We start from the raw sequence: 24521 nt of genomic DNA on the forward strand, positions 1-24521 counted from the left end.
GAAGTTCCTCAGGGCTCGTCAATTCCGCGTGCTGTCATGTCCGTGTCACACCTCCCGGGGTGGTCGGGGCGCGTTGCCAGCGGCGCGGTGATCGGGTATCGCGCGCGCAGCGATTGCGGGGAGTGCGCCATGACCGAACGGAACGGCCTGAGCTATGCCGAGGCTGGCGTCGACATCGATGCCGGGAACGCGCTTGTCGAGCGGATCAAGCCGGCGGCGAAAGCCACCGAACGGCCTGGAACGATGGCCGGGCTCGGCGGTTTCGGCGCGCTGTTCGACCTCAAGGCGGCAGGCTATTCCGACCCGATCCTCGTCGCGGCAACCGACGGAGTGGGCACCAAGCTCCGGATCGCCATCGACACCGGGATCACCGGTGGCGTGGGCATCGACCTCGTCGCGATGTGCGTCAACGATCTCGTCTGTCAGGGCGCTGAGCCTCTGTTCTTCCTTGATTATTTCGCCACTGGCAAACTCTCGGTCGACGATGCGGCCAAGGTCGTCGAGGGAATCGCCGCCGGTTGCCGCACGGCCGGTGCCGCGCTGATCGGGGGAGAGACCGCGGAGATGCCGGGCATGTATCCGGCCGGCGACTTCGACCTGGCCGGCTTCGCGGTCGGCGCGATGGAGCGTGGCTCCGACCTTCCCGCCGGCGTGGCGGAGGGCGACGTCCTGCTCGGCCTCGCCTCGGACGGCGTGCATTCCAACGGCTATTCACTGGTGCGGCGCGTGGCGGAGATGGCCGGCCTCGGCTGGACCGACGCGGCGCCCTTTGCGGATGATACGCTGGGCGAGGCGCTGCTTGCGCCGACGCGCATCTATGTCCGCCCCGTGCTCGATGCCGTGCGCGCGGGCGGAGTTCATGCGCTCGCCCACATCACGGGCGGCGGCCTGACGGAGAACCTGCCGCGCGTGCTGCCCGAGGGGCTCGGCGCGTCTATCGACCTGAACAGCTGGAGCCTGCCGCCGGTCTTCCGCTGGCTGGCCGAAACGGGCGGCCTGGCCGAGAGCGAACTGCTCAAGACCTTCAACGCCGGGATCGGCATGGTCGCCGTGGTCTCCGCCGACCGGGCAGAGGACATCGCCGCGCAGCTCACCGCGTCGGGCGAGACGGTCTTCACCATCGGCCGCATCGCCGCCGGCGAGGGCGTCACCTACGAGGGCAGCCTGCTGTGAAGAGGCGCGTCGCGATCCTCGTCTCGGGCGGGGGGTCGAACATGGAGGCGCTGCTCGCCTCGATGGAGGGGGACCACCCGGGCGAGGCGGCGCTGGTTCTGTCGAACAACCCGGACGCTGGCGGCCTGCGTCGCGCGGCGGCGCGCGGTGTCCCGACAATAGCAATCGACCACCGGCCTTTCGGCAAGGATCGCAAGGCGTTCGAGGATGTTCTTCACGCAACGCTCGAAGATCATCGCATCGACATCGTCTGTCTCGCCGGCTTCATGCGAGTGCTCGGCAGCTCCTTCGTGGAGCGCTGGCGCGACCGGATGCTGAACATCCACCCCTCGTTGCTGCCGAAATACACCGGCCTCCATACGCACGAGCGGGCGATCGCGGCAGGGGACGAGGTACACGGTTGTTCGGTACATGTCGTCATTCCGGAACTGGACGCGGGCCCGGTCCTCGGACAGGCGTCGCTTTCCATACAGTCGACCGATACGCCGGACAGTCTCGCCGCGCGGGTGCTGGTCCTGGAACACAAGCTCTATCCGCTCGTGTTGCGCCGCTTCCTCGATGGCAAGACGGACCGCGTCGACCTGTAACCGGGGCGGCCCTTTCAATCCGCCCGAGCCTGTCATAAGAGCAAAGTCTGACATTCGCCGCAGGTGAACATGAAGACGATCACGACGACCGACGACCTCGCCGCCTTCTGCACGGAGGCTGCCAAGCACCCTTACGTGACCGTCGACACGGAATTCCTGCGTGAGCGGACCTATTATCCCCACCTCTGCCTGATCCAGCTCGCCTATCCGGGCGAGGGGGATGAGAACGCGGTGCTCGTCGATCCGATCGCGGGCGACAGCATGGACCTGGCGCCGCTCTACGCGCTCTTTGCCGATCATGGCGTGGTCAAGGTCTTCCACGCCGCGCGGCAGGACCTCGAAATCTTCTTCAACGACGGTAAGATGATCCCGGACCCGCTGTTCGACACGCAAGTCGCGGCGATGGTCTGCGGCTTCGGCGAGCAGGTCGGTTACGAGACACTCGTCCGAAAGATCGCGCGTGAGTCGCTCGATAAATCGTCGCGCTTCACCGACTGGTCGCGCCGCCCGTTGTCGGACGCGCAGAAACGCTATGCGCTGGCCGACGTGACGCACCTGCGGGTGATCTACGAGCACCTGAAGGCACAACTCGACAAGTCCGGCCGCAACAAGTGGCTGACCGAGGAGATGGCCGTCCTGAAGGACCCGGCCACCTACCACGTCGTGCCGGAGGAAGCGTGGCAGCGGGTGAAGACCCGCACCCAGTCCGCCCGGTTCCTGTCGATCGTCAAGGAACTCGCCCGCTTCCGCGAGGCGCACGCCCAGTCCCGCAACATCCCCCGCAGCAGGGTGTTCAAGGACGACGCGCTGGTCGAGCTCGCCTCGACCAAGCCGCAGTCGATCGCCGACCTCGGCCGTTCACGCCTGCTGCTGCGCGAAGCCCGCAAGGGCGAGATCGCCGACGGGATCCTCGCCGCCATCAAGGCTGGTCAGGAGGCCGACCCCGAGGACATGCCGCGCCCCGACAAGTCGCGCGACCGGCTCGTGGTGAACCCCGCGCTCGCCGACCTGCTGCGCGTCCTGCTCAAGGCCAAGGCCGAGCAGGAGGGCGTCGCCCAGAAGCTGATCGCGACGTCGTCCGAACTGGACGAGATCGCGGGCGGGATGCGCGACGTGCAAGCGCTGCGCGGGTGGCGCAAGCAGGTGTTCGGCGATGATGCGCTGCGGCTCTGCGAGGGGACGATCGGCCTCGCCGCCCGCAAGAACGACGTGGTGATCGTCGAACTCTGACCTTTAGCGGCTGGTGACGCGGGCATTTCCGGCAGCGACGACGCGGATCGCGCTGACCCCGGCGAGGTCCCGCGCGCTGAGATCCCGCGCGACCGTCACCCGTCGCGTCTGCGGCGTACCCGGCTGTTGCGGGGCAGGGGCCGGGGACGCCCGGAACGCGTAAACCAGCGTGCCACCCTCGTAGCCTTCCTCGGTCAGCTGGACGTTGTAGTAGCCGTCCGCCCGGGTCATCCCCGTCGCCCGGACAAGCGCGCCATAGGCCGTCCGCTCGACCTCAAGCTCCGTCACTTCCAGCACCAGAGGGCGGGGATCGGCGTAGGCCACCGGAGCCTGCGCGATCAGCGGCTGGCGCTGCCGCACGATCGGGTCGCTTCGCACCACCGTCGAGCTACCGAACCAGTTCATCGGGTTCAGGTTGCTCTGCGCGATGCGGGCACATCCGGTCACGGTCAGGGCGAGGCAGATCAACAGAAAGATACGGCGCATTGGGGCTTTGCCTGGTCGTTTCACGTGGGACCATCGGTAGCCGAGAACCGTCCTCGGGGGAAGCATCCACTGGACGACGCCGCCTGCCTTGCATAAGTGGCGCAACACCGGCAGCGGGAGCATCACATGGCACAGGCGGCATTCGAAGAGATTGCGGAGACGTTCGAGTTCCTCGACGACTGGGAAGAGCGCTATCGCCATGTGATCGAGCTCGGCAAGGACATGGACCCGCTCGAAGACGCGCTGAAGGTCCCGGCCACCAAGGTCGAGGGCTGCGCAAGCCAGGTCTGGCTCGTCCCGATGATCGACGGCACCGGGCCCGACGCGACCTTCCACTTCCGCGGCGAGAGCGACGCGATGATCGTGCGCGGCCTGATCGCCGTGCTGCACGCGCTCTATGACGGACTGTCGGTATCCGAGGTTGGCGAGGTCGACGCCCGCGCCGAATTCGAACGGCTGGGGCTTAACGATCACCTGTCCGCGCAGCGCTCCAACGGATTGCGCGCGATGGTGGAGCGGATCGGCAAGCTCGCCCACGCCGCGAAGTCCGCCGGCTAGACCGCCACGCGCTCCAGCGCCTCGGCCAGCTCTCCGTAGCCCGTGCGGCGCCGCTCGAAGGCGAGGCCCAGCCTTTGCGCCGCTTCTTCCGCCTTCGCCGTCAGCGCAGCATCGTCGGACTGGGCGAGGTAGACCAGCCGGTCGTAATTGCCGAAATACATGTCCCGCAGCTCAGGATGCCGGTCGAGGCCGAGCGGCCGCCAGACGAAGGCGTCGAACTGCCGGGCGAGGAAGTCGGTGAGGTAGAAGGCCGTGATCTCGTCCCGCGCCACGAACGCGTCGGTTCCTTCGAAGAAGGCATAGCAATGGGGGGAGGCGATCATCTCCGCCCCGGTCCGGTCGCAGACGGCCTGCAACGCGCCGCCCGTCCCGCAATCTCCATAGGCCACGAGGATGCGGTCATAGCTGCCGTCGGCCTTCGTGATTTCGGCCTCCACCGCCGGCGCGATCCGGTCGGGTGAATTGTGCAGGATCGCAGGCAGGCATTGCAGGACGAGGTGATCCCAGCCGTTCAGCCGCTTCAGCTCCAGAATCTCGCGGGCCAGCGCCCCGCAGGCGAGCACAAGGACACGGCCCGCGCCCTCTGCGGGCAGGCCGTGTCGTGTCAGCGTGTCATCGCTCGGCAGCATGGCCACTCAGGCCCGCGCCACACCCTGGTTGTGCTTGCGCGCGACGAAATCCTTCGCCGTCTGCACCGCCACGGCCGCGTCACGACAATAGGCGTCGGCGCCGATGGCCTTGCCGAATTCCTCGTTCAGGGGGGCGCCGCCGACCAGCACGATATAGTCGTCGCGGATGCCCTGTTCCTTCATCGTGTCGATCACGACCTTCATGTAGGGCATCGTGGTCGTCAGCAGGGCCGACATGCCGAGGATATCGGGCTGCTCGGTCTCCAGCGCTTCGAGGTATTTCTCGACCGCGTTGTTGATGCCGAGGTCGACGACTTCGAACCCGGCGCCTTCCATCATCATCGAGACGAGGTTCTTGCCGATGTCGTGGATGTCGCCCTTCACGGTGCCGATCACCATCTTGCCGACGCGGGGCGCGCCCGTTTCCGCCAGCAGCGGCTTCAGGATGAACATGCCCCCCTTCATCGCGTTCGCGGCGAGCAGGACCTCGGGCACGAAGAGGATACCGTCCCGGAAGTCGTTTCCGACGATCGTCATGCCGCCGACCAGCGCTTCGGTCAGGACCCGATAGGGCGCCCATCCGCGCTCGAGCAGGATGTTCACGCCTTCCTCGATCTCTTCCCTGAGACCGTCGTAGAGATCGTCGAACATCTGCGCGACAAGCTCTTCGTCATCAAGTTCAGAGAGAATGATCTCGTCGTCTTCATCGGCCATGTCTGGACCTCCCGAGGGGCTTTATCCCGGCTTCGCATGACGTCGGGAAAGTCACTATGCGGTTTCCGACATGCGCTGCGTTGGTAGCGACCTGTCGATCATCTGTCCGGTTCGGGCGTGCGGCAATCGCCAATTGACTTGTTCATGTTTCGTTCTCATCTTCTGTCTTATGTCCGCCAACGATCCCATCCCCGAGTCGCGCCGCCGCGGCCGTGCGTCCGTCAGCAACGCCACCAACCGGTTCGAGCGGTTCGTGGCCGAAGCGGTCGATGACGGCTGGGGCCGGGACGAAGAATTGCCGCCGCTGCGCACCGAGGTGTCGGTCGAGCGGCCACGGCGTGCGATCACGCGGAACACCTCACCCGATGTCCACTTCGACCGCTCACTCAACCCCTACCGGGGGTGCGAGCATGGCTGCATCTATTGCTTCGCCCGGCCGAGCCATGCGTACCTCGGCCTGTCGCCGGGCCTCGACTTCGAAACGCGCCTCGTCGCGCGCCCGGGCATCGCGGAGGTGCTGGCCCGAGAGCTGTCGAAGCCCGGCTACACGCCCGCGCCGCTCGCCATCGGGACCAACACCGACGCCTACCAGCCGGTCGAGAAGCAGCGCGGCGTGATGCGCAAGGTGCTCGAGGTACTGCTGGAGTTCCGCCACCCGGTGACGATCGTCACCAAGGGCACGCTTATCGAGCGGGACATCGACCTGCTGCGTGAAATGGCGGCGGAGGGGCTCGCCAGCGTCGGCATTTCGGTGACGACCCTCGACCCGGCGATCGCCCGCGCGATGGAGCCACGAGTCCCGTCGCCAGCCCGTCGGTTGGCGTCGATCGAGCGGCTCTCTACGGCGGGTGTTCCGGTGCGCGTGATGGCCTCTCCAGTGGTGCCGGCGCTCACCGACCACGAGTTGGAGAAGATCATCGAAGCCGGGGCCGCGGCCGGCGCCGTCGCGGCCTCCGCCATCGTCCTGCGCCTGCCGCGCGAGGTCGCCGGCCTGTTCCGCGAGTGGGTGGAAGAGGCGTTTCCCGACCGCGCGACCCGGATCATGGGCCGGGTGAGAGAGCTGCATGGCGGTCGCGACTACGATCCCGAGTTCGGCAAGCGGATGCGGGGGCAGGGGCCATGGGCGGACCTTCTGCGCGCGCGGTTCCTGACCGCAATCCGCCGCCACGGATTGTCCGAGACCCTGCCGAACCTGCGTAACGACCTGTTTCGGGTGCCACCCCGTCCGGGGGATCAGTTGTCGCTGTTCTGACCCTCAGGGCCGGCCCGGCGTGTTGAGGTAGGGGCTGCGCCTCAGGCGATGACACCTGAGGCATGGATCAGGATCAGTTGATTGCGCAAGATCTGCTGCGGCGGTCGCGGCCAAGGCGCCGTTCACGGCATGGGGATCGCGTCAGAAGTCCGGCATTTGGTTCGGGCGCTGACGGGAAAGACTTGGCGCGTCGGCGTCGCCCAGCACCAGACATGCTTCGGCTCACACGGGGTCGCGGGCGACTCGCAGGGAACGCCGGCATTTTCCTTAGTCACTGACCTTTGCGAGCATCGTCCCGCACACTGACCTTTACCGGAATCTTACCCGCGTCGCTGACATAGCCTGATGACGACATAGCCTGACGACGCGGGTTCGTCTTCAGGAGGCGCGTCCGCGGCGGCGGCCCCGCCGCTCGGGCGCGACCGGCGCGTTGCCGTCCATACCGTCCGAGGCCGAAGAGAACTCCCCGAGTGCTCCCGTGATTTCGTCCAGAGTCGGGGCGGCGTTCTTCTCGGACGCTTCGAGTGCCGCGCGCATCGAAACAAGGTGCTCGGGCGTCGTGCCGCAACATCCACCGATGATCGTCGCACCTGCGTTCCGCGCCATCACCGCGTACTGGCCCATGAGTTCGGGGGTGCCGTTGTAGTGGATGTGACCGTCCACGTACTTCGGGATGCCGGCATTGCCCTTGGCGATCAGCGGCTGATCTGCACCTGCCGCGGCGAGGCCGAGCACCGTGCGCAGCAGGTCGGACGCCCCGACACCGCAGTTCGCCCCGAAGGCGAGCGGCGGGTTCGCCAGCTTGCCGACCATCTTGGCGAAGGCCCCGGACGTCAGGCCCATCATGGTGCGCCCGGCCGTGTCGAAGCTCATCGTTCCGACCCAGGGCATGTCCGCCAATGCAAAGGCTTCGGCGGCGGCCTTGTATTCCTCGGGCGCCGAGATCGTCTCGAGCCAGAGGACATCGACGCCGCCCTCCTTCAGCGCCTCGGCCTGTTCGTGGAACATCTCGACCGCGAGCTCATGGGTTAGGCTGCCCATCGGCATCATGATCTCACCCGTCGGCCCGACTGAGCCCGCGACGACGACCTTGCGACCCGATGCGTCGGCGATTTCGCGGCCCAGCTCCGCACCCGCACGGTTCAGTTCGCCGACGCGGCCCTGCGCCTCGTGCAGCTTGAGGCGCGACGCGTTGCCGCCGAACGTGTTGGTCAGGAACAGGTCGGAGCCGGCATCGACCGGACCCTTGTAGAGCGTGCGGATGCGGTCCGGATGCTCGACGTTCCACAGCTCGGGCGCGTCGCCGGACATCAGTCCCATGTTGAAGAGGTTCGTTCCGGTCGCACCGTCGGCAAGCAGCCAGTCGCGGTCGGCAAGGAGTTCGGAGAGAGCGTTCGTCATCTGGAAGGACTCCACGGAGAGATCGCCGTCTGCTGCCACGCCGCGCCGGGCAGATCAAACTCTAAATCGCGCGTCTCCGCCCCGGCCGCGTCGGCCAGGCTGTCCCTGCCGCTGCCGACATGCACCTGCCACGCGACTGAGCAGAGTGCGAAGGGCAAGTCCCACGGGCGTCTCACGGCGATGTAGCGTGCAGTCCACGACGGGGCGAAGGTCGCCTTGAAGCGGGTCAGGCCGGCGGCCTTCAGGACTTTCCAGCCGCGGAGGTTTTCCGGCAGGTCCGGAACCGCGGCGAGCGACAGCCGGGTGCATCCTGCCGCTTTCGCCGCGAGGATCGCCGTGTGGACGAGTGCGGTCATGGTGCCCGGCGGAATGTCGGCGCGGTGCCGCATGAGATCGAGCGTCCAGCCACAGGGCGCCGCGTGGAAGGTCACGAACCCGAGCAGTTGTCCGGTTTCGTCGCGGGCGATCACGACCTCCTGTCTCGCGACGTATCCGGGTTCAAAGCGCCCCATTGAAAAGCCGCGCTCTCCGCCGTGTTGCGCGGCCCACTCCGCCGCGACATCGGCCATCTCGGCCAGCGGCAGCGTGACAGGTGTCCTGCAGACGACACCCGCCGCGTCGGCCTGCCGCAGCTTGCGACGCAGTTGCCGGCAGGCGCTGCCGACGGTCGAGTGTCGCGACGGATCGAGCCTTCCTTCCTTCGCGAGGCGCATAACGGTCCAGCCGGCACGGCGGGCATCGGCGGCAGTTCGTGCGTCGCATTTGTAGAGGACCGGTCGCCGGCCGTCCTGCAGCGCGAGGTCGGCCAGGGCCCGCAGTGGCATCTTGCCGAGCGACCGTCCGATAACCGCGAGGATGCCCGGCGCGGTCTGCGTACAGATCGCGCTGCCGGGGTGGAGTTCGTACAGGAGAGCCCCCTGGCGGGCGAGCCCCCACTCGGCGCAGGGCGCGGCCGAGATCAACTGCTCGGTTCGCAGCGCCCCGGCGGAGCGCACGGCAGGTCGGCCGCCGCGCATGACGGCGCGCATTGCGAACATGGCAGGCAGGGCATGGTAAAGGGCGCGGAAGAGCAGGATCCCGGCCAAAAGGTCCGCCTGCGGAATATCGGGCAGGAGCGCCAGAAGCGCCAATTCGAAGGCGCCGAGTCCGCCCGGCATGTTCGTCAGCAGCCCCGCGCCGAGCGCGACGAGATACGCGGCGAAGACCGGGCCGAGAGGGATGCCGTCGGCGGTGATAACGAACCACAACGCCAGAGCCGCCGCGCCGACGTCGAGCGCCGTCCAGAGTTGCAGCCGCGCGAACCGTGGCCCGTCGAGTCGTCCGAGAAACTTGCGGGCCCGTGGGTGATCGCGCAACTTGCGCAGTCCCGCAGGCACAGCGGCGAGGATCGACAGTGCAGCCGTCAGCAGGGCAAGGGGCGGGGCAATGCCGGGCAGCCAGAGCAGGCAGGCGATCAGCGCGAGCGGCAAGAGCGCGACCATGAAGCTGAGGCTGACGAGGGTCGAGACATGCAGAGTCCGCGCCGGACTCGTGTCCGGTAACAGACGCCAGCGCACCATCGCGCCGACCAATGTTCCGAAACCGGTCACCTGTCCGATCGCGACCGCGCGCCAGCCTGCGCGCCGCGCGCGGCCGCGTCCGACGTCGCTGCCGAGCGTCGCGTGGATTTCGACATCATAGGCCCCGAGTGCAACGAGGCTGACGGCTGTCGCGAGCAGGGCGCCGCACAATTGTCCGATACCGGTCTGCTGTAGCGCCGCCAGCAGGTCTGCCAGGTCGACGCCCTGCAACTGTCGCAACAGAACAGCGCCGAGCGCCAGGCCGATCAAGGGCCCGGCCAGCTGTCGTGCGCCCGGTCGAAGACCGGCGCTTCGGTTTATCGTCATTCACCCATCCAACGTCACCCGCCCCGAGCGGAGCGGGCTCTTGCTAGACCAGGCGCGATGAACCGGCGGTTAAGGCACCCCGGGTTTCGAGGGCCAAGGTAAATGCGCTCTTGATTTCGATCATATTCGATCGCAGGATTGATCGAAACGCGAGCGAGTCTTCATGTCGAATGATCGTATCAAGGCCATCCGGGACTATCTGTTCCGTAACGGGACGGCGCGGGTTCAGGACCTCGCCGCGGCCTTCAACGTCTCGATGCCGACCATTCGCCGGGACCTGACAGAGATGGAGGCCGCCGGCACCATCGCGCGCGAACATGGCTTCGCCCGGATCGCACAGACCGCCCTTCAGGAAGTCGCCTTCGGTCAGCGCGAAGGGTCGCAGATCGACGCGAAGCGGGCGATCGCGGCCGAGTGCCTGCGGGACCTCACGCCGGGGTCTTCGGTGTTCCTTGATGCCGGGACGACAGTTCTGCAACTGGCCCGTGCGCTGCGGCTCAGCCCGCGGCCGCTGATCGTGTTCACCAACGGGATCGTCGTCGCATCGGAGCTGTCGCAGGTCGCCGGGGTGGAGCTTAACCTTCTTGGCGGGCGCGTCCGGGCAGAGAACATGTCGATGGTCGGCGCGCTGGCAGAATCGATGATCGCCGGGCTGTGGTTCGATCACGTCGTGCTTGGCGCGAGCGCCGTGTCGGACGACGGTTGGATCACCAGCTACGATGCGGACGAGGCTCAGCTGAACGCCCGGATGGCGGAGCGATCAGGGCAGGTGACGGTTCTCGCGGATTCCAGCAAGTTCGGCTGTCGGCAGACCTATTCGGTCATGAAACTCAATGGAAAACAGCGGCTTCTGACCGACGACGGGCTGTCGGCGTCGCAGCGGGAGCGGCTCTCGGCGCAGGGCTGCCGGGTCACGGCGGTGCCGCTGGGAGTTCAGGTGTGAGCTGGTGCGGTGTGCTCGACGGCGGGGGGACCAAGACGCAAGTGGCGCTTGCCGCGCGCGATGGCAAAGTGCGGATCGGACCCGTGCGGGCGGGATGCAACGCGCAGGACAACCCGGCATGGGAAGGGACGTTGCGGGCGGCCCTGGCTGATCTCGCCGGCGCAGAGTCGGCGGTTCTCGGCCTGCCGGGTTACGGGGAAGTCGCCACGCTCGATACCGCCGCAGATACGGTCGTGGCTCAGTGCCGGCCAGGCGACCTCGTGGTGAACGACGTGGCCCTCGCGCTGCGCGCAGCCTATCCCGTAGGCGGCGGCGTGCTGTTGCTGGCCGGGACCGGCTCCATGGCGATGGCCGAGGGCAACGCGGGCATCGTGCGGACCGGCGGCTGGGGCAACACGTTCGGCGATGAGGGCAGCGCCTTCGACATCGGCCGCCGCGCCCTGTCGCTGGCAAGCCGCGAGATCGACGGATGGGCCAGCTCGACCGGGTTCGCGGGTCGGCTGTCGGAGGCGATCGGCGTTGGTGAGGGGCACTTCGCACTGCTCGCCTGGACCGTCGAGGCGGCGCATCCGCGCTCTGCCGTGGCGGGTGTCGCACGGGTGGTGGACGGGCTGGCGCAGGCGGGTGAACACGTCGCGATCGGATTGCTGCGCGACGCCGCGGAAGACCTGGCCACGCTGGCCGAAACAGCGGCGCGGCGCGCGGGGCTCAGCGACTGGGGCTGGACCGCCGGCGGCTCGGTCTTCGCCAGCGAGACGGTGCTGGGCGCGGTGACGGAGCGGATCGGACCGCCCGAGGCACGGCGCACCTCGCCACTGGCAGGCGGGCTCGCCTGGGCGGCGGAGCGCGCGGGCTGGGACATCGACGACGCCTGGCGTGCGACGGTCGCGCGGGATCTGGACGAACGACTCAAGGAAACCGGGCCGGCATGAGCGGTGCCTCGCACGATGCGACGGCGCCTGCGAGCGGGCCAGAAGGGAACGGAATATGAGCGCACTAGAAACCCTTGCCGCACTGGTGCCGGCGCAGGATGCGGGGCAGGCTGCCGGGCTGACGTCCGTCTGTTCGGCCCATCCGGAGGTCATTGCCGCCACGCTCGAGCTGGGGCTCGAGACCGGTGAGGTCGTCTGTATCGAAGCGACCTGCAACCAGGTGAACCAGGACGGCGGCTATACCGGAATGACGCCTGCGGATTTCCGGAACTTTGTGCTCGGCATCGCGGGGCAGGTCGGTTTCGCGGAGTCGAACATCCTGTTCGGGGGCGATCACCTCGGCCCGAACCCGTGGAAATCAAGGCCCGCGGCGGAAGCGATGGACAAGGCCGAGGTGCTGGCAGCCGCCTACGCGGCCGCGGGGTTCGGCAAGATCCACCTCGACGCGTCAATGGCCTGCGCCGACGATCCGGTTCCATTGCCCGACGAGGTTATGGCAGAGCGCGCTGCAAGGCTCGCCCGCGCGGCTGAAGCCGGCGCGGCGGAGGGCGGGCATCCGCCGCCCCTTTACATCGTCGGGACCGAGGTGCCGGTGCCCGGTGGCGCGCTGGAAGAGATCGACACGCTCGAAGTAACCAGCCCTGACGATGCCGCAAGGACGCTGGAGCTGCACGAGGCGGCGTTCCGGGCGGCGGGGCTCGACGATGCGGTCGGGCGGATCGTGGCGATCGTGGTCCAGCCGGGGGTCGAATTTGGCCATGCCAACGTGGTGCCCTTCGTGCCTGCCGAGGCCCGGGCGCTGGTCGACTGGCGGCGCGGGCAGGGCGGGGTCCTATTCGAGGCCCATTCGACCGACTACCAGACTCCCGAAGCGCTGGCCGCGCTGGTCGACGGAGGCTTCGCGATCCTGAAGGTGGGGCCGGGCCTGACCTTCGCGCTGCGCGAGGCGCTCTACGGGCTCGACGCGATTGCCGGGCACCTGTCCGAGGACTACCGCCCCGGGACGCTGCCCGACGCGATGGAAACGCTGATGCTGAGCGTGCCGGATCACTGGCTGGCCTACTATCACGGCGGGCTGACGGAGCTGCGGCTGCAGCGCCATTTCAGCTATTCCGACCGTATCCGCTACTACTGGACCCGGCCCGAGGCGACTGCGGCGGTCGAGGCTCTGATGGCAGCGCTGGAGGGGGTCGAAATTCCCGAAACGCTGATCAGCCAGTACCTGCCGCGGCTCTATGACGACGTGGCGGCCGACCGGCTTGACGCGCGGGCGCGGCCCCTGCTTCGGGCGTCGGTCAAGGTGGCGCTGGCGGGGTATGCCGCCGCCTGCGAACGGGAGAGCTGACATGGGAACGCTGGTTCTGGACAACGTGCAGAAGCGCTTCGGCGAGATCGAGGTGCTGCACGGTGTCTCGCTCGACGTGAAGGACGGGGAGTTCATCGCGCTGGTCGGGCCGTCGGGCTGCGGGAAGTCGACGCTGCTGCGGCTGATCGCGGGGCTCGATTCCGTGTCCGGCGGACGGATCGAGGTCGACGGCAAGGTGATGAACGAAGTCGCGCCGAAGGATCGGGACGTGGCGATGGTGTTCCAGAGCTATGCGCTCTACCCGCATATGACGGTGCGCGACAACATGGCCTTCTCACTCCAGATGGCGCGTGCTCCGAAGGCGGAGATCGAGAAATCGGTCCGGCTGGCGGCGGATATCCTGGGACTGGAGCCCTATCTCGACCGCAAGCCGCGCGAGCTGTCGGGCGGTCAGATGCAGCGGGTCGCGATGGGGCGGGCGATCGTGCGGAACCCGGAGATCTTCCTGTTCGACGAGCCCTTGTCGAACCTGGACGCCAAGCTGCGCGGCAAGGTGCGCAAGGAAATCCAGGCGCTGCACCGGCGGCTGGGCACGACGACGATCTACGTCACGCACGACCAGGTGGAGGCGATGACGCTGGCCAACCGGCTGGTGGTGATGAACGGCGGTCACGTGGAGCAGATCGGTACGCCGCTGGAGCTGTTCGACAAGCCCGCGACGGAGTTTGTCGCGGGTTTCATCGGTGCGCCACCCATGAACCTGATCCGTGGAACCGGGCGGGGCGGGCGGTTCGTCTCGGAGGACGGGACCGACCTTGCGGTCGAGGGGCCGGTCCCGGAGGGGGCGATCACGCTCGGCGTGCGGCCCGGTCATCTGCGCCGGGCCGACGACGGGTGGCCGGCGACGGTCGAGGTCTGCGAGACGATGGGGCACGAAACCCACGTCAGCTGCGACATCTGCGGCTGCAACTCAATCTTCCTGATGGAGGACCGCGATTTCCCGAGGCCGGGTGAGACGGTGAAGGTCAGGCCCGCGGCCTCCTCCCTGCATTGGTTCCGCGACGGTCAGCGGCTCGAGCCGGTTCCGGCGTGACCTTTTGGGCGCGATACGCGCCCCTAGTCCTCGTCGTCGCTGACGAGGATCACCTCGCCATTGTCCGCCGCGTCGCGAATGACCGAGACGACGCGACCCTGCGCGGCTTCGGCCTCCGACTTCTTGACGCGGCCACGATCGTTCACCTCTTCCCGGACTTGGTCGGCCATCCTCTGCGAGATGTTGGTCAGCAGGTAGTCTGCGGCAAGCGCGGCCTCTCCGCCGTCGGCTTTCGCGGCGGCGACGGCGGTGACGAGGTCGAGCGAGTCGATCAGGCGGATGACCTTCGCGACGTCCTCTTTCCTCAGGCGGCGGGGCAGGTCGTTGAAGGTGAAGATCGCCTTCCTCACTTCCTCGGCGAAGTCGGGGTCCTGTTCGCGCAGGGATTGCATCACCTCGTCCCGCGTGGCGGGCTGGCTGGAATTCAGGATCGCGCCGAGGCGGCGGCCGGCCTTCTCCGCGAAGGCGGGCGCCGGGGCGCGGCCGTAGGTTTCGGCCAGTGCTTCGCCGATGCGGACGACGGCGGCAGGGCTGACGCCGTGCGTGCGAGACACGGCATAGGTGATGCGGCGCGCCCGTTCGCCGGGCAACATCCCGAGGAGTTCGGCGGCCTTGGAGACCGGCAATTTGGAGAGCACGACCGCGCATACCTCCACGCTTTCGGATTCCATGATCGGCTTGAGCTCGTCACAGGGGAGGACAAGCACGCGCGGCCACGGGTCGGCGCCGGTCTGGCGGGCGTTCTCCTCTCTCAGCAGGTCGATCGCTTCGGCGCTGATCTTGCCATCGAGAAGTTGCAGCGCCTCGTCCAGAGAGCGGGGCGCGCTCAGCGCGGTGCCCTGAAGCTGCGTGGTGAATTCATCCGCCACCCCTTCGAACGTCGCCCGGTCGACGAGGCGAAGGTGCGACAGCTCCCTCGCCAACGCGATCTGAAGGCGCTGAGGCAGCCGGTCGAGCGGAAGCTGCTGCCCCTCGCTCAACGCGAATTGCACGATCATCGCCGCCTTGCGGCGCCGGTCGGACGCAGGTCCGTCCGCTGTGATGTCCGACAGGTCCGTCTGCATCCCGCCCTTCGCATTCAACCCACGCCATCATGGCGCGCGGGAATGAACATTCCGTTAGCCGGAGCGGGGTCAGTCGGGCGGCGGGATCAGGTCGGGATGGGTGAACTTCAGCGACATGGAGCGAAGCTCCGCGTGGGCCTCGGGCGAGAGCGCGCCGCCCGTCAGGGTGATGCGGTGCAGCTCCTCCAGCAGTTCCATCAGGCGCTCCACCTCGTCGACCGAGAACTCCCGGTCGCTGCGCGAGAAACCTGCGATCGACCGGCTGCCGTCGATCTCGACCCCGGCGGCGACACCGAAGTTCAACTCGAAGGCGCGGCCCTGGTCGAGCACCCCGCCGGGCGGATCCTGCAGTTCCGACCAGCGGGTCCAGCCATTGTTGGCAAAACCCCAGGAGACGATCGGGTCACTCATCACGAGGCCGCCCGTCGAATAGATTTTCTGCCAGTCGCGGGGATAGGTCTGGAAGAGAAACTCCGGCCGGGAGAAGCGAATGTGGAAGGCGATCGCGAAGCCGGAGGGGCTCAGCTCTTCCAATTCGGCGATGCATTGCCGAATCTGTCTCTCCAGCATCTGGTTGCCCTCGATTTCAGACACCAAGCGGTTGCAAATCTGACGTCCCCGTCAATACATTGTATAGAGGAGCCACCTTCATAACATATTCATTCTACAACTTCAGGGTTAGTAGGTAAACTAACGCCGGACGGAGGCAAGGGCATTGAAACTCAATCCCATCACGGCTGAGGATATCACGGTGCTTGCACCCGTAGGTAGTTACCTCGCCCTGCGGGTTGGGTTCGCGTTCCCGATGACGGAGGTGAACAACCTGCCGCCGGACTGGGTCGATCACTACACGCGGCAGCGCTACATGCTGCAGGACCCGGTGATGCGATGGATCTATGCCAACACCGGCGCGATCCGCTGGTCGGCGATCGACCTCGACGATCCCTATCGCATCCTTGCGCAGGCGCGGACCTTCGGGCTCGCCTACGGGCTGGCGGTCAGCGTTTTCGATGGAAATTCAGAGGGTCAGCGCTCTTTCGGAACATTCGTCCGCTCCGACCGAGAGTTCGACGACGGCGAGATCTCAATGCTGTCCTCCTATGTTTCGCGGCGGCATGACCAGAAGGCACCGCCGACCAACCTCACCGCGGCGGAGCTCGAGGCGCTTCGCATGGTGAAGGAAGGGATGCGCGCAAAACAGATCGCTTTCCGCCTCGGCGTGACGGAAGGCGCAGTGAAGCAGCGCCTGACGAACGCCAAGAAGAAGCTCGGCGCGTCGACCGGCACGCAGGCCGCCACGATGGCCACGGAATTCGGCCTTATCTGACAGACACCTGTAGGGTTATCCCAAGGTTTCATTTGAAACCGGGGGGCTGACTTAACGCATCATTAAGTATTGACGTTAAGGTTGCGTAAACAATCTTAAGAACAACCTCTGATTGTACGCCACCTATAACATCAAGAAAAAACGGCTTTGGCCTAAGGAGGACACTCATGCGTAAGCTCACCCTCGATTTCCGCGACCTGCATCGCTCCGGCCCCGCATTCTTCGACTATCTGAAGCTGAGAAAGCGCTTCTTCGTCGACGCGCTCGGCTGGGACATTCCCCACGACCACGAGGTCGAGATGGACCAGTACGACAACCCGACCGCGCGCTATGCGCTCGTGCTCGGCGACGGTGGCACGGTCCTCGCCGGCGCGCGGGCGCTGCCGCTCGACGCGCGATGGGGCAGCACGACCAGCATGTTGCGCGATGCGAGGTCCGGCCAGATGAAGGGCATCCCGGCCGCACTCATGTCGGAAGAGGAGATGACCGCGAGGAGCTGGGAATGCACGCGGCTGGTGATTTCCCCCGACGTGCGGGGCGCGGCGGCGCGGCGCGAGTGCCTCGGGCTGATCTGCGAGGGCCTCGTCGACATGGCGCTGGCGCAGGGGGCGGAGCGGCTGGTGTCGTTGTCGAACCTCTGGCTGCTGCGCTCGCTGAAGCAGCTCGGCTACGATGCGGAGCTCGTCTCCGCCCCGTACGTCAACGCCGAGGACGGACATCGCTACGCGGTGATGGGCATGACGGCGATGCGGCTGGCGCCGCGCGACCTGCCGCGGATCATCCCGGGTGTCGGTGCGCCGGCTCCGACGATCACGCGGGAGCCGGTTCTTCACTGACGGTCAGTCGGTCCCGAAGACGCGGGCGAAGATCGTGTCGACATGCTTGGTATGGTAGCCGAGGTCGAACTTCTCGTTGATCTCGTCCTCCGAGAGGGCGGCCCGCACTTCTTCGTCGGCGAGTAGCTCCTCGCGGAAATCCTTGCCTTCTTCCCAGACCTTCATCGCGTTGCGCTGGACGAGCCGGTAGGCGTCCTCGCGGCTGGTGCCGGCTTGGGTGAGGGCGAGGAGGACCCGCTGGCTCATCACGAGGCCGCGGAACTTGTGAAGGTTGGCCAGCATCGTCTCTGGATAGATCACGAGCTTGTCGACCACGCCGGTCAGGCGGGCGAGCGCGAAGTCGAGGTGGATGGTCGCGTCCGGAGCGATGCCGCGCTCGACGGAGGAGTGAGAGATGTCCCGCTCGTGCCAGAGCGCGACGTTCTCGAGCGCGGGCGTCACGGAGGAGCGCACGAGGCGGGCGAGGCCCGTCAGGTTCTCGGTCAGCACCGGGTTGCGCTTGTGGGGCATCGCGGAGGAGCCCTTCTGCCCGGCGGAGAAGAATTCCTCCGCTTCCAGCACTTCGGTGCGCTGCATGTGGCGGATTTCGGTGGCGATGTTCTCGATACTGGAGGCGATGACCCCGAGCGTGGCGAAGAACATGGCGTGCCGGTCACGCGGGATCACCTGGGTCGAGATCGGTTCGGGCCGGAGGCCGAGTTTCTCGCAGACATGCTCTTCGACACGGGGGTCGATGTTGGCGAAGGTGCCGACCGCGCCGGAGATCGCGCCGGTGGCGATCTCGTAGCGCGCCGTCTCGAGCCGGTTCCGGTTGCGGTCCATCTCGGCGTAGAAGCGCGCGAAGGTCAGGCCCATCGTCGTCGGCTCGGCATGGATGCCGTGGCTGCGGCCGATGCGGACGGTGTCCTTGTGCTCCATCGCGCGGCGCTTCAGCGCGGCGAGCAGGCCGTCGAGGTCGGCGAGCAGGATGTCGGCGGCGCGGACGAGCTGGATGTTGAGCGTCGTGTCGAGTACGTCCGAGCTGGTCATGCCCTGGTGGACGAAGCGGGCGTCCTCGGAGCCGATATGTTCGGCGAGATGCGTCAGGAACGCGATCACGTCATGCTTCGTCACCGCCTCGATCTCGTCGATGCGGGCGACGTCGAACTCGACATCCTTGGCCTTCCAGACGGCGTCCGCGTTGGCGCGGGGAATGACGCCGAGGTCCGCCATCGCGTCGCAGGCGTGCGCCTCGATCTCGTACCAGATGCGGAACTTGGTCGCGGGCTCCCAGATGGCAACCATGTCTGGGCGGGCATAGCGGGGGATCATCGGCGCACCTTTCCTGTCTCGGGCAGCTGCGTCCTAGCGCCGCGATGCGGGCTTCACAAGCGGGTGGGCGGACCTTACGGCAGCCCGGCGGCGTTGGCTGAAGACTGAAGAGGAGACGGATCTTTTGCTGGAAGGCCTACCACTCGTGGCCGTTTTCGGGCTTTTTGCCCTGAGCGGCGTCATCATCCTTTTGCTCGGTGTGCGGATGACGGGCATCGCCGATCGCATCGCAGACCTGACCGGATGGGGGGAGGCCGTCGTCGGTGGCGTCCTCCTTGGCGCGGCCACGTCCCTGTCTGGCACCGTCGTTTCTATCAGTGCGGCGCTCGACGGGCGGGCGTCTCTCGCCTTTTCCAACGGGGTCGGCGGCATCGCCGCGCAGACCGCGTTCCTCGCCATCGCGGACATGACGCACCGCCGTGCCAATCTCGAACATACAGCGGCGGAGATCACCAACCTCTTCCAGGCCGCGCTGCTTATGGTGCTGCTGGCGATCCCGATGTTGGCGTGGTCGGCGCCGGAGTTCACGGTCTTCGCCATTCACCCGGCCTCCGTCCTGCTCATCATCGTTTACGCGGTCGGGGTCCACGCGACGAGCCGGGCGCGGCACGCACCGATGTGGAAGCCGGTCAAGACGCGCGAGACGCGCGAGGACGACCCCGACGAGGAGCCGCACCGCGAGAACGCCACGCGCATCGTGCTGGTCTTCCTCGGCCTGATGGTAATCATGGGGCTGGCCGGCTACGTCATCGCGCAGTCCGCGGTCGAGATCGTCACCCGGCTCGGCGCGTCGGAGACGATCGTCGGGGCGTTGATGACGGCGGTCGTGACCTCGCTGCCGGAACTCGTCACCACGCTGGCCGCTGTGCGGCGCGGCGCCATGCAGCTGGCGCTCGGCGGGATCATCGGTGGCAACACCTTCGACACGCTGTTCCTGTCGCTGTCCGACTTCGCCTACCGGGACGGGTCGCTCTACCACGCCATCGGGCGGCCGGATTTCCTGTGGCTCACCGTGGGCATGTTGATGACCGGCGTGCTGCTGATGGGGCTGATCCTGCGGGAGAAGGATGGACCGTTCCGCATCGGTACGGAGAGCGTCCTGATGCTGCTGATCTACGCCGGGGCGATTGCGGTGCAGATCAGCGTCGGGTAGCCGTTCGCCGATGGATCTGTCGGCATTCCAAGGTGACTGGAGCCTCGACCGCGAGGTCGAGGATTACCGGAGCGGGGAGACGTCCGCCTTTGGCGGAACGGCCCGGTTCCGGGCCGTCGCCGATGGTCTGGACCTGATCGAGGAAGGGCGCTGGACGCGCGCCTCCTGGGGGGCTCTGGCGGCATCGCGCCGGTATATCTGGCGACGGGACGGCGAAGGTATCGAGGTGCTCTACGCCGATGGCCGGCCGTTTCATCGCTTCATCCCGGCCGGGCATGCGCCGGTCGAGGCGCTGCATCACTGCGAGCCGGACATTTACGAGGTGACTTACCGGTTCGACCTCCCCGACAGCTGGTCGGCGGAGTGGCGCGTGCGCGGGCCGGCCAAGGATTACCTGTCCCGCACGATCTATCGGCGCTGAGCCTCGACGCACCTTGCGGGCGGCAGTCGCATCGGGCAAAACGTCAATGACTTCATTCAGGAAAGGGTGGCACATGGCTCTTGCAATGACGGACAAGGTTCTCGCCGACGCGGTGTGGCCTTCTGAGGCCGAGGGACGCTCCAAGCTCCTGCGGCAGGCGGCCCTTGTGGCGGGCGGCATCCTCTTCATGATCCTCGCCTCGAAGATCCGTGTCCCGATGTGGCCGGTGCCGGTGACGATGCAGACCTTCGGGGCACTGACCGTCGGTGCCGTGCTCGGCGCGCGGCTCGGCCTCGTGTCGATGTTCGGCTACCTCGCGCTCGGCGCGCTCGGCATGCAGGTCTTCACCGGTGAGACGGCGGGCCTTGGCTACATGGTCGGGCCGACCGGTGGTTACCTCGTCGGCTTCGCCTTCGCCGCGTGGGCCATGGGCGCGCTGTCGCGCCGTGGCTGGGACCGCTCCGTCGGCGGCATGGTCGGCGCGCTGCTTATCGGCAACGCCATCATCTACGCCGTCGGCGTTCCGTGGATGGCCTACCTGTTCGCCGCAGAGCGCGGCATGGGCTGGGTGATCGAGTGGGGCTTCACCAAGTTCCTCATCGGCGACGCGCTGAAGCTGGCGCTGGCCGCGATGATTTTGCCGGCAGCCTGGCGCTTCGCGGCACGTCGCTGACATCTTCGGCGTGACGGTTTTTTCGGAAAGGCGCGGAGCATCGGCTCCGCGCCTTTTCTCTTTCGGGGACAGCTGATGATCCGGGCGATCCGCAGCCTCGTGCTGCTTGCGACCTGCCTTTGTGCGCTGGCGATCGGCGCATCCTACCTAGGGCGGTGGCACGGGGCAGGAGACTCGGTTGCCGTCTTCCGGTTCGAGCTGTCGCTTCTGCTGCTCGTGGGCTCCGCAGTGCTGGCTGGTCTCGGGCCGCGCGGGGGCGCGGTGACCGGCCTGGTGCTGGCGCTCGTCGCGGGTGGTCCGATCGCGCTTGGCATGGCGCGGACTGGTGTAGCGCCTGATGGGCCAGCCGTGACGCTCTACCAGAAGAACCTGCTCTATCTCGGGCTCGAGCAGCAGGCGATCATCGGCGACATCCTCGCCGCCGCACCGGATGTCGTGACGCTGGAGGAAGTCTCTCCGGCCAACCGGCCCGTGGTCGAGGCGCTGCGCGGGGAGTATCCATCCGTGACGCTCTGCCCGTTTTCCGGCGCCGGCGCCGGCGACGTCGCCGTGCTGAGCCGCTATCCCATGGTCGACGGATCGTCCGTTTGCGCGCCGGGTCTTGCGGCGATGACGGTGCGGCGTGACGACGGCACGGAACTGACCGTTGCCGGACTTCACCTGTTCTGGCCGTGGCCCTACGAGCAGAGGGCGCAGGTTGCAGAAATCCTCGGTACTCTTCGCGATCTCGATGCACCGGTACTGTTGGCAGGGGACTTCAACATGGTGCCGTGGTCATGGTCGCTGCGCAGCATCGGTCGGGCGTCGGGTTCGCACCGCGTGGGGCCGGTGGAGAAAACCATCGACCGGGGCAGTCGCCTTCTGCGGCTGAGGATCGACCACGTGCTTGCGCCCGATGGCTGGACCGGCACGGTGGAGCGGCGGCCGCGGTTCGGCTCGGACCACTACGGGCTGCTGGCCACGGTGGGAGACGAGGAATGATCCTGCAGGACCACATGCCTGAGGAGCTGCGCCTCGCGGCGGCGAACCGGTTGCCCAAGATGGCGCCGGTCCGCGGGGCGTGGGTTCAGGTCGACGGCACCTATGCGGCCCAGATCGCCGAGCGGCAGCGGCTTGCCGCGTTGCACGGCGAGGCGGTCCAGAGGATCGAGCCGGGGGCGGAAGACGCCGTCGCGGAGCTGTTCGATCTCGTGCTCGACACGCTTGCCGATGACGCCCGGTTCGGCCGCGCAGGAACAGCGATCGTCACGCCCGACGGCAGACAGGTCGAGCCCGACCGAGGCAAGCCGTTCGAGACGTTGAACGCGCTTCTGAGTGAAGACCTCTGCCTGCTCGACAAGCGGGGCGAGGAGCATGTGCTCATCGCCGCCTCGCTCTGTTTTCCGGCGGGCTGGACGCTGGCGCAGAAGATCGGCCGGCCCCTGATGCGGATTCACCAGCCCGTGCCGCCTTATGACGATGACATCGGCCGTCGGGTGCAGCGGTTCTTCGACGGCGTCCGGCCGGGGCAGCCGCTCTGGCGGGCGAACCTGCACGGCTATTCCAGACCGGACCTCTACTTGCCGCTTCGCGAGGATGAGCCGAAGGCGAAGATCTCCGCCACCCCGGCCTATTGGCGCAGCGAGCGGCAAACCGTACTGCGCCTGCCGCGAACTGGCGCGGTGCTGTTTGCGATCCACACGGTCGTGGTCGCGGCTTAGGCGAGCTGCAAGGCCACGTAGACCACGGTCACCACGATCACGAGACGCCAGAGAAAACGGAGGACGCGGATCGCCCGCTCGCGACTGCTGCGCCGCGCCGTCGTCGGGGCAGGCTGGGGGATCGGAGCGGGCCGGGGTCCGGTTTCGGGCCGGCCCCACGGGCTCTGTTTCGGAGACACGGCGGCGGTTTCTCTGGACCGAGAGCCCGGCAGCGCGCGCGGGTTGCCAATTCTGATCCGCTGGTCGCCGCCGGGGCGGGCCTTCGGGCGGTAGCGGACGTCGAGGGGATGGTATTCGCGCATGGCCCGCAGCCTAGCGTCAGGCCGGCCTCGCGCAAGGCGTCCCGGCACAAGAAAAAGGGGCGCCCGCAGGGGCGCCCCTTCTCGTGCAACTGCTGCTCGGGATTAGCAGGAGTAGTAGAGCTTGAACTCGATCGGGTGCGGCGTGTGCTCGTAGGCGTAGACTTCTTCCCACTTGAGATCGCAGTAACCGTCGATCTGGTCCTTGGTGAAGACGTTGCCCTTCAGCAGGAACTCGTGGTCGGCCTGCAGCTCGTCGAGCGCCTCGCGCAGGGATGCGCAGACGGTCGGGATTTCCGCCAGTTCTTCCGGCGGCAGGTCGTAGAGGTCCTTGTCCGAGGACGGGCCCGGATCGATCTTGTTCTCGATGCCGTCAAGGCCGGCCATCAGCAGGGCCGCGAAGCACAGGTAGGGGTTCGCCGACGGGTCGGGGAAACGGGCTTCGACGCGCTTGGCCTTCGGGGATTCCGCCCACGGAATACGCACGCAGCCGGAGCGGTTGCGGGCGGAGTAAGCGCGCAGAACCGGGGCTTCGAAGCCGGGGATCAGGCGCTTGTAGGAGTTGGTGGACGGGTTCGTGAAGGCGTTGAGCGCCTTGGCGTGCTTCAGGATGCCGCCGATGAACCACAGGGCCTCGTCGGAGAGGTCGGCGTACTTGTCACCCGCGAAGAGCGGCTTGCCGTCCTTCCAGATGGACATGTTCACGTGCATGCCGGTGCCGTTGTCGCCAGCGACCGGCTTGGGCATGAAAGTCGCCGACTTGCCGTAGGCCTGCGCGACGTTGTGGATGACGTACTTGTACTTCTGAAGTTCGTCGGCCTGCTTGGTCAGCGAGTCGAAGACGAGGCCGAGTTCGTGCTGACAGGACGCCACCTCGTGGTGGTGCTTGTCGGTCTTCATGCCGATCTTCTTCATCGTCGACAGCATCTCGGAACGGATGTCCTGGCCGTCGTCGATCGGGTTCACCGGGAAGTAGCCGCCCTTGACGCCGGGACGGTGGCCGGTGTTGCCCATCTCGTATTCGGTGTCGGTGTTCCAGGCAGCGTCGAGCGCGTCGACCTGGTAGCTGACCTTGTTCATCGAGACGGAGTAGCGAACATCGTCGAACAGGAAGAACTCGGCTTCCGGGCCCATGAACGCGGTGTCGCCGATGCCGGAGGACTTGAGGTAAGCCTCGGCCAGCAGGGCGGTGCCGCGCGGGTCACGGTTGTAGGGTTCCATCGTGTCGGGCTCGACGACCGTGCAGTGCAGGCAGATCGTCTTCTCGGCGTAGAACGGGTCGATGTAGACGCTCTCGGTGTCGGGCATGAGTTTCATGTCCGATTGGTCGATCGACTTCCAGCCAGCGATCGAGGAGCCGTCGAACATGAAGCCCTCTTCGAGGAAATCCTCGTCGACTTCATGCGACATGACCGTCACGTGCTGCAGTTTGCCGCGCGGATCGGTGAAGCGGATGTCGACATACTCGACTTCCTCGTCCTTGATCAGCTTGAGAACGTCTTTGATACTCATCTGAGCCTTTCCCCTTATTGGATTGTCTTACCGGT

The 24521-nt window shown here is 66.9% G+C and carries 26 protein-coding genes; 16 read left to right on the forward strand and 10 right to left on the reverse strand.

What is annotated here, in order from left to right; genetic code table 11:
* Positions 1–129 precede the first annotated feature (129 nt).
* The 3 genes from purM (at position 130) to rnd (ending at position 2990) form a co-directional block, all read left to right on the forward strand.
* Entirely contained in the window at positions 130–1173 is a 1044-nt protein-coding gene (purM, locus tag I8N54_RS06735; RefSeq protein WP_140193289.1) for a phosphoribosylformylglycinamidine cyclo-ligase, read from the forward strand.
* On the forward strand, positions 1170–1760 hold the full coding sequence (gene purN / locus I8N54_RS06740) for a phosphoribosylglycinamide formyltransferase (RefSeq protein ID WP_140193288.1): 591 nt from the start codon (positions 1170–1172) through the stop codon (positions 1758–1760). Before purM ends, purN begins: the two co-directional genes overlap by 4 nt.
* 69 nt (positions 1761–1829) lie before the next feature.
* Positions 1830–2990 (forward strand): ribonuclease D, encoded by a 1161-nt coding sequence (rnd, locus tag I8N54_RS06745; protein ID WP_140193287.1) that lies wholly within the window; start codon positions 1830–1832, stop codon positions 2988–2990.
* Between the two features lie 3 nt (positions 2991–2993).
* On the opposite strand, the gene I8N54_RS06750 is transcribed toward rnd, so the two are convergent.
* On the reverse strand, positions 2994–3476 hold the full coding sequence (locus I8N54_RS06750) for a lipoprotein (RefSeq protein ID WP_140193286.1): 483 nt from the start codon (positions 3474–3476) through the stop codon (positions 2994–2996).
* Positions 3477–3602: 126 nt separating this feature from the next.
* On the opposite strand from I8N54_RS06750, the gene I8N54_RS06755 reads away from it, so the two are divergent.
* Positions 3603–4034 carry a SufE family protein gene (locus tag I8N54_RS06755; RefSeq protein WP_140193285.1) on the forward strand — a complete coding sequence of 144 codons (432 nt, stop codon included), beginning with the start codon at positions 3603–3605 and terminating at the stop codon, positions 4032–4034.
* Here I8N54_RS06755 and I8N54_RS06760 read toward each other — a convergent pair.
* Both I8N54_RS06760 and I8N54_RS06765 read right to left on the reverse strand, forming a co-directional pair.
* Positions 4031–4663, reverse strand: coding sequence for a DUF1638 domain-containing protein (locus I8N54_RS06760; RefSeq protein ID WP_140193284.1), 633 nt, complete (start codon positions 4661–4663; stop codon positions 4031–4033). The two genes, I8N54_RS06755 and I8N54_RS06760, sit on opposite strands and share 4 nt — an antisense overlap.
* Before the next feature lie 6 nt (positions 4664–4669).
* Positions 4670–5377, reverse strand: a complete 708-nt coding sequence (locus I8N54_RS06765; protein ID WP_140193283.1) for a corrinoid protein — start codon at positions 5375–5377, stop codon at positions 4670–4672.
* 169 nt (positions 5378–5546) lie between these two features.
* Here I8N54_RS06765 and I8N54_RS06770 point away from each other — a divergent pair, with 169 nt between their 5' ends.
* On the forward strand, positions 5547–6629 hold the full coding sequence (locus I8N54_RS06770; RefSeq protein ID WP_140193282.1) for a PA0069 family radical SAM protein: 1083 nt from the start codon (positions 5547–5549) through the stop codon (positions 6627–6629).
* Positions 6630–7007: 378 nt separating this feature from the next.
* Here the strand turns inward: I8N54_RS06770 and bmt are convergent, their stop codons facing one another.
* Together bmt and I8N54_RS06780 are read right to left on the reverse strand one after the other, a co-directional pair.
* On the reverse strand, positions 7008–8030 hold the full coding sequence (bmt, locus tag I8N54_RS06775; protein ID WP_140193281.1) for a betaine--homocysteine S-methyltransferase: 1023 nt from the start codon (positions 8028–8030) through the stop codon (positions 7008–7010).
* On the reverse strand, positions 8027–9916 hold the full coding sequence (locus I8N54_RS06780; RefSeq protein ID WP_140193280.1) for a phosphatidylglycerol lysyltransferase domain-containing protein: 1890 nt from the start codon (positions 9914–9916) through the stop codon (positions 8027–8029). Before I8N54_RS06780 ends, bmt begins: the two co-directional genes overlap by 4 nt.
* Positions 9917–10079: 163 nt before the next feature.
* Here I8N54_RS06780 and I8N54_RS06785 point away from each other — a divergent pair, with 163 nt between their 5' ends.
* Genes I8N54_RS06785 through I8N54_RS06800 form a run of 4 tightly spaced genes read left to right on the forward strand, consistent with a single transcriptional unit; the run spans position 10080 to position 14190 of the window.
* Complete coding sequence (locus I8N54_RS06785) at positions 10080–10859, forward strand: DeoR/GlpR family DNA-binding transcription regulator (protein ID WP_140193279.1); 780 nt, start codon at positions 10080–10082, stop codon at positions 10857–10859.
* A complete protein-coding gene (locus tag I8N54_RS06790) occupies positions 10856–11791 on the forward strand; it encodes an N-acetylglucosamine kinase (protein ID WP_197097477.1) in 936 nt (311 codons plus the stop codon). The genes I8N54_RS06785 and I8N54_RS06790 overlap by 4 nt, the downstream gene beginning before the upstream one ends.
* Before the next feature lie 55 nt (positions 11792–11846).
* Positions 11847–13136: a D-tagatose-bisphosphate aldolase, class II, non-catalytic subunit gene (locus I8N54_RS06795; RefSeq protein WP_140193277.1), complete on the forward strand. Its 1290-nt coding sequence runs from the start codon at positions 11847–11849 to the stop codon at positions 13134–13136.
* Position 13137: 1 nt separating this feature from the next.
* Complete coding sequence (locus I8N54_RS06800; RefSeq protein WP_140193276.1) at positions 13138–14190, forward strand: ABC transporter ATP-binding protein; 1053 nt, start codon at positions 13138–13140, stop codon at positions 14188–14190.
* A 23-nt stretch (positions 14191–14213) separates the two neighbouring features.
* Here the strand turns inward: I8N54_RS06800 and I8N54_RS06805 are convergent, their stop codons facing one another.
* A complete protein-coding gene (locus tag I8N54_RS06805; RefSeq protein WP_231592441.1) occupies positions 14214–15254 on the reverse strand; it encodes a FliG C-terminal domain-containing protein in 1041 nt (346 codons plus the stop codon).
* A 69-nt stretch (positions 15255–15323) separates the two neighbouring features.
* Positions 15324–15824, reverse strand: a complete 501-nt coding sequence (locus I8N54_RS06810) for an autoinducer binding domain-containing protein (protein ID WP_198571757.1) — start codon at positions 15822–15824, stop codon at positions 15324–15326.
* A gap of 145 nt (positions 15825–15969) precedes the next feature.
* On the opposite strand from I8N54_RS06810, the gene I8N54_RS06815 reads away from it, so the two are divergent.
* Together I8N54_RS06815 and I8N54_RS06820 are read left to right on the forward strand one after the other, a co-directional pair.
* Complete coding sequence (locus tag I8N54_RS06815; RefSeq protein WP_231592438.1) at positions 15970–16581, forward strand: LuxR family transcriptional regulator; 612 nt, start codon at positions 15970–15972, stop codon at positions 16579–16581.
* A 167-nt stretch (positions 16582–16748) separates the two neighbouring features.
* Entirely contained in the window at positions 16749–17417 is a 669-nt protein-coding gene (locus tag I8N54_RS06820; protein ID WP_140193274.1) for an acyl-homoserine-lactone synthase, read from the forward strand.
* Positions 17418–17420: 3 nt separating this feature from the next.
* On the opposite strand, the gene purB is transcribed toward I8N54_RS06820, so the two are convergent.
* On the reverse strand, positions 17421–18728 hold the full coding sequence (gene purB, locus I8N54_RS06825) for an adenylosuccinate lyase (RefSeq protein ID WP_140193273.1): 1308 nt from the start codon (positions 18726–18728) through the stop codon (positions 17421–17423).
* Positions 18729–18852: 124 nt separating this feature from the next.
* Between purB and I8N54_RS06830 the strand changes: the two genes are divergently transcribed.
* The 5 genes from I8N54_RS06830 (at position 18853) to I8N54_RS06850 (ending at position 22675) form a co-directional block, all read left to right on the forward strand.
* Positions 18853–19881, forward strand: a complete 1029-nt coding sequence (locus tag I8N54_RS06830) for a sodium:calcium antiporter (RefSeq protein ID WP_140193272.1) — start codon at positions 18853–18855, stop codon at positions 19879–19881.
* A 10-nt stretch (positions 19882–19891) separates the two neighbouring features.
* The gene (locus tag I8N54_RS06835; protein WP_140193271.1) at positions 19892–20302 is read left to right on the forward strand and encodes a DUF6314 family protein; all 411 of its coding nucleotides are present in this window, start codon (positions 19892–19894) and stop codon (positions 20300–20302) included.
* 73 nt (positions 20303–20375) lie between these two features.
* Positions 20376–20975 carry a biotin transporter BioY gene (locus I8N54_RS06840; protein ID WP_231592436.1) on the forward strand — a complete coding sequence of 200 codons (600 nt, stop codon included), beginning with the start codon at positions 20376–20378 and terminating at the stop codon, positions 20973–20975.
* 75 nt (positions 20976–21050) lie between these two features.
* Positions 21051–21956 carry an endonuclease/exonuclease/phosphatase family protein gene (locus I8N54_RS06845; RefSeq protein WP_140193270.1) on the forward strand — a complete coding sequence of 302 codons (906 nt, stop codon included), beginning with the start codon at positions 21051–21053 and terminating at the stop codon, positions 21954–21956.
* On the forward strand, positions 21953–22675 hold the full coding sequence (locus tag I8N54_RS06850) for a heme-dependent oxidative N-demethylase family protein (RefSeq protein WP_140193269.1): 723 nt from the start codon (positions 21953–21955) through the stop codon (positions 22673–22675). Before I8N54_RS06845 ends, I8N54_RS06850 begins: the two co-directional genes overlap by 4 nt.
* On the opposite strand, the gene I8N54_RS06855 is transcribed toward I8N54_RS06850, so the two are convergent.
* Both I8N54_RS06855 and glnA read right to left on the reverse strand, forming a co-directional pair.
* Entirely contained in the window at positions 22672–22977 is a 306-nt protein-coding gene (locus I8N54_RS06855) for a hypothetical protein (protein ID WP_140193268.1), read from the reverse strand. The genes I8N54_RS06850 and I8N54_RS06855 overlap by 4 nt on opposite strands.
* A 102-nt stretch (positions 22978–23079) precedes the next feature.
* Complete coding sequence (glnA, locus tag I8N54_RS06860; RefSeq protein ID WP_140193267.1) at positions 23080–24486, reverse strand: type I glutamate--ammonia ligase; 1407 nt, start codon at positions 24484–24486, stop codon at positions 23080–23082.
* Between the last annotated feature and the right edge of the window lie 35 nt (positions 24487–24521).

It is taken from the genome of Pelagovum pacificum (assembly GCF_016134045.1).
Lineage (GTDB): Bacteria > Pseudomonadota > Alphaproteobacteria > Rhodobacterales > Rhodobacteraceae > Oceanicola > Oceanicola pacificus_A.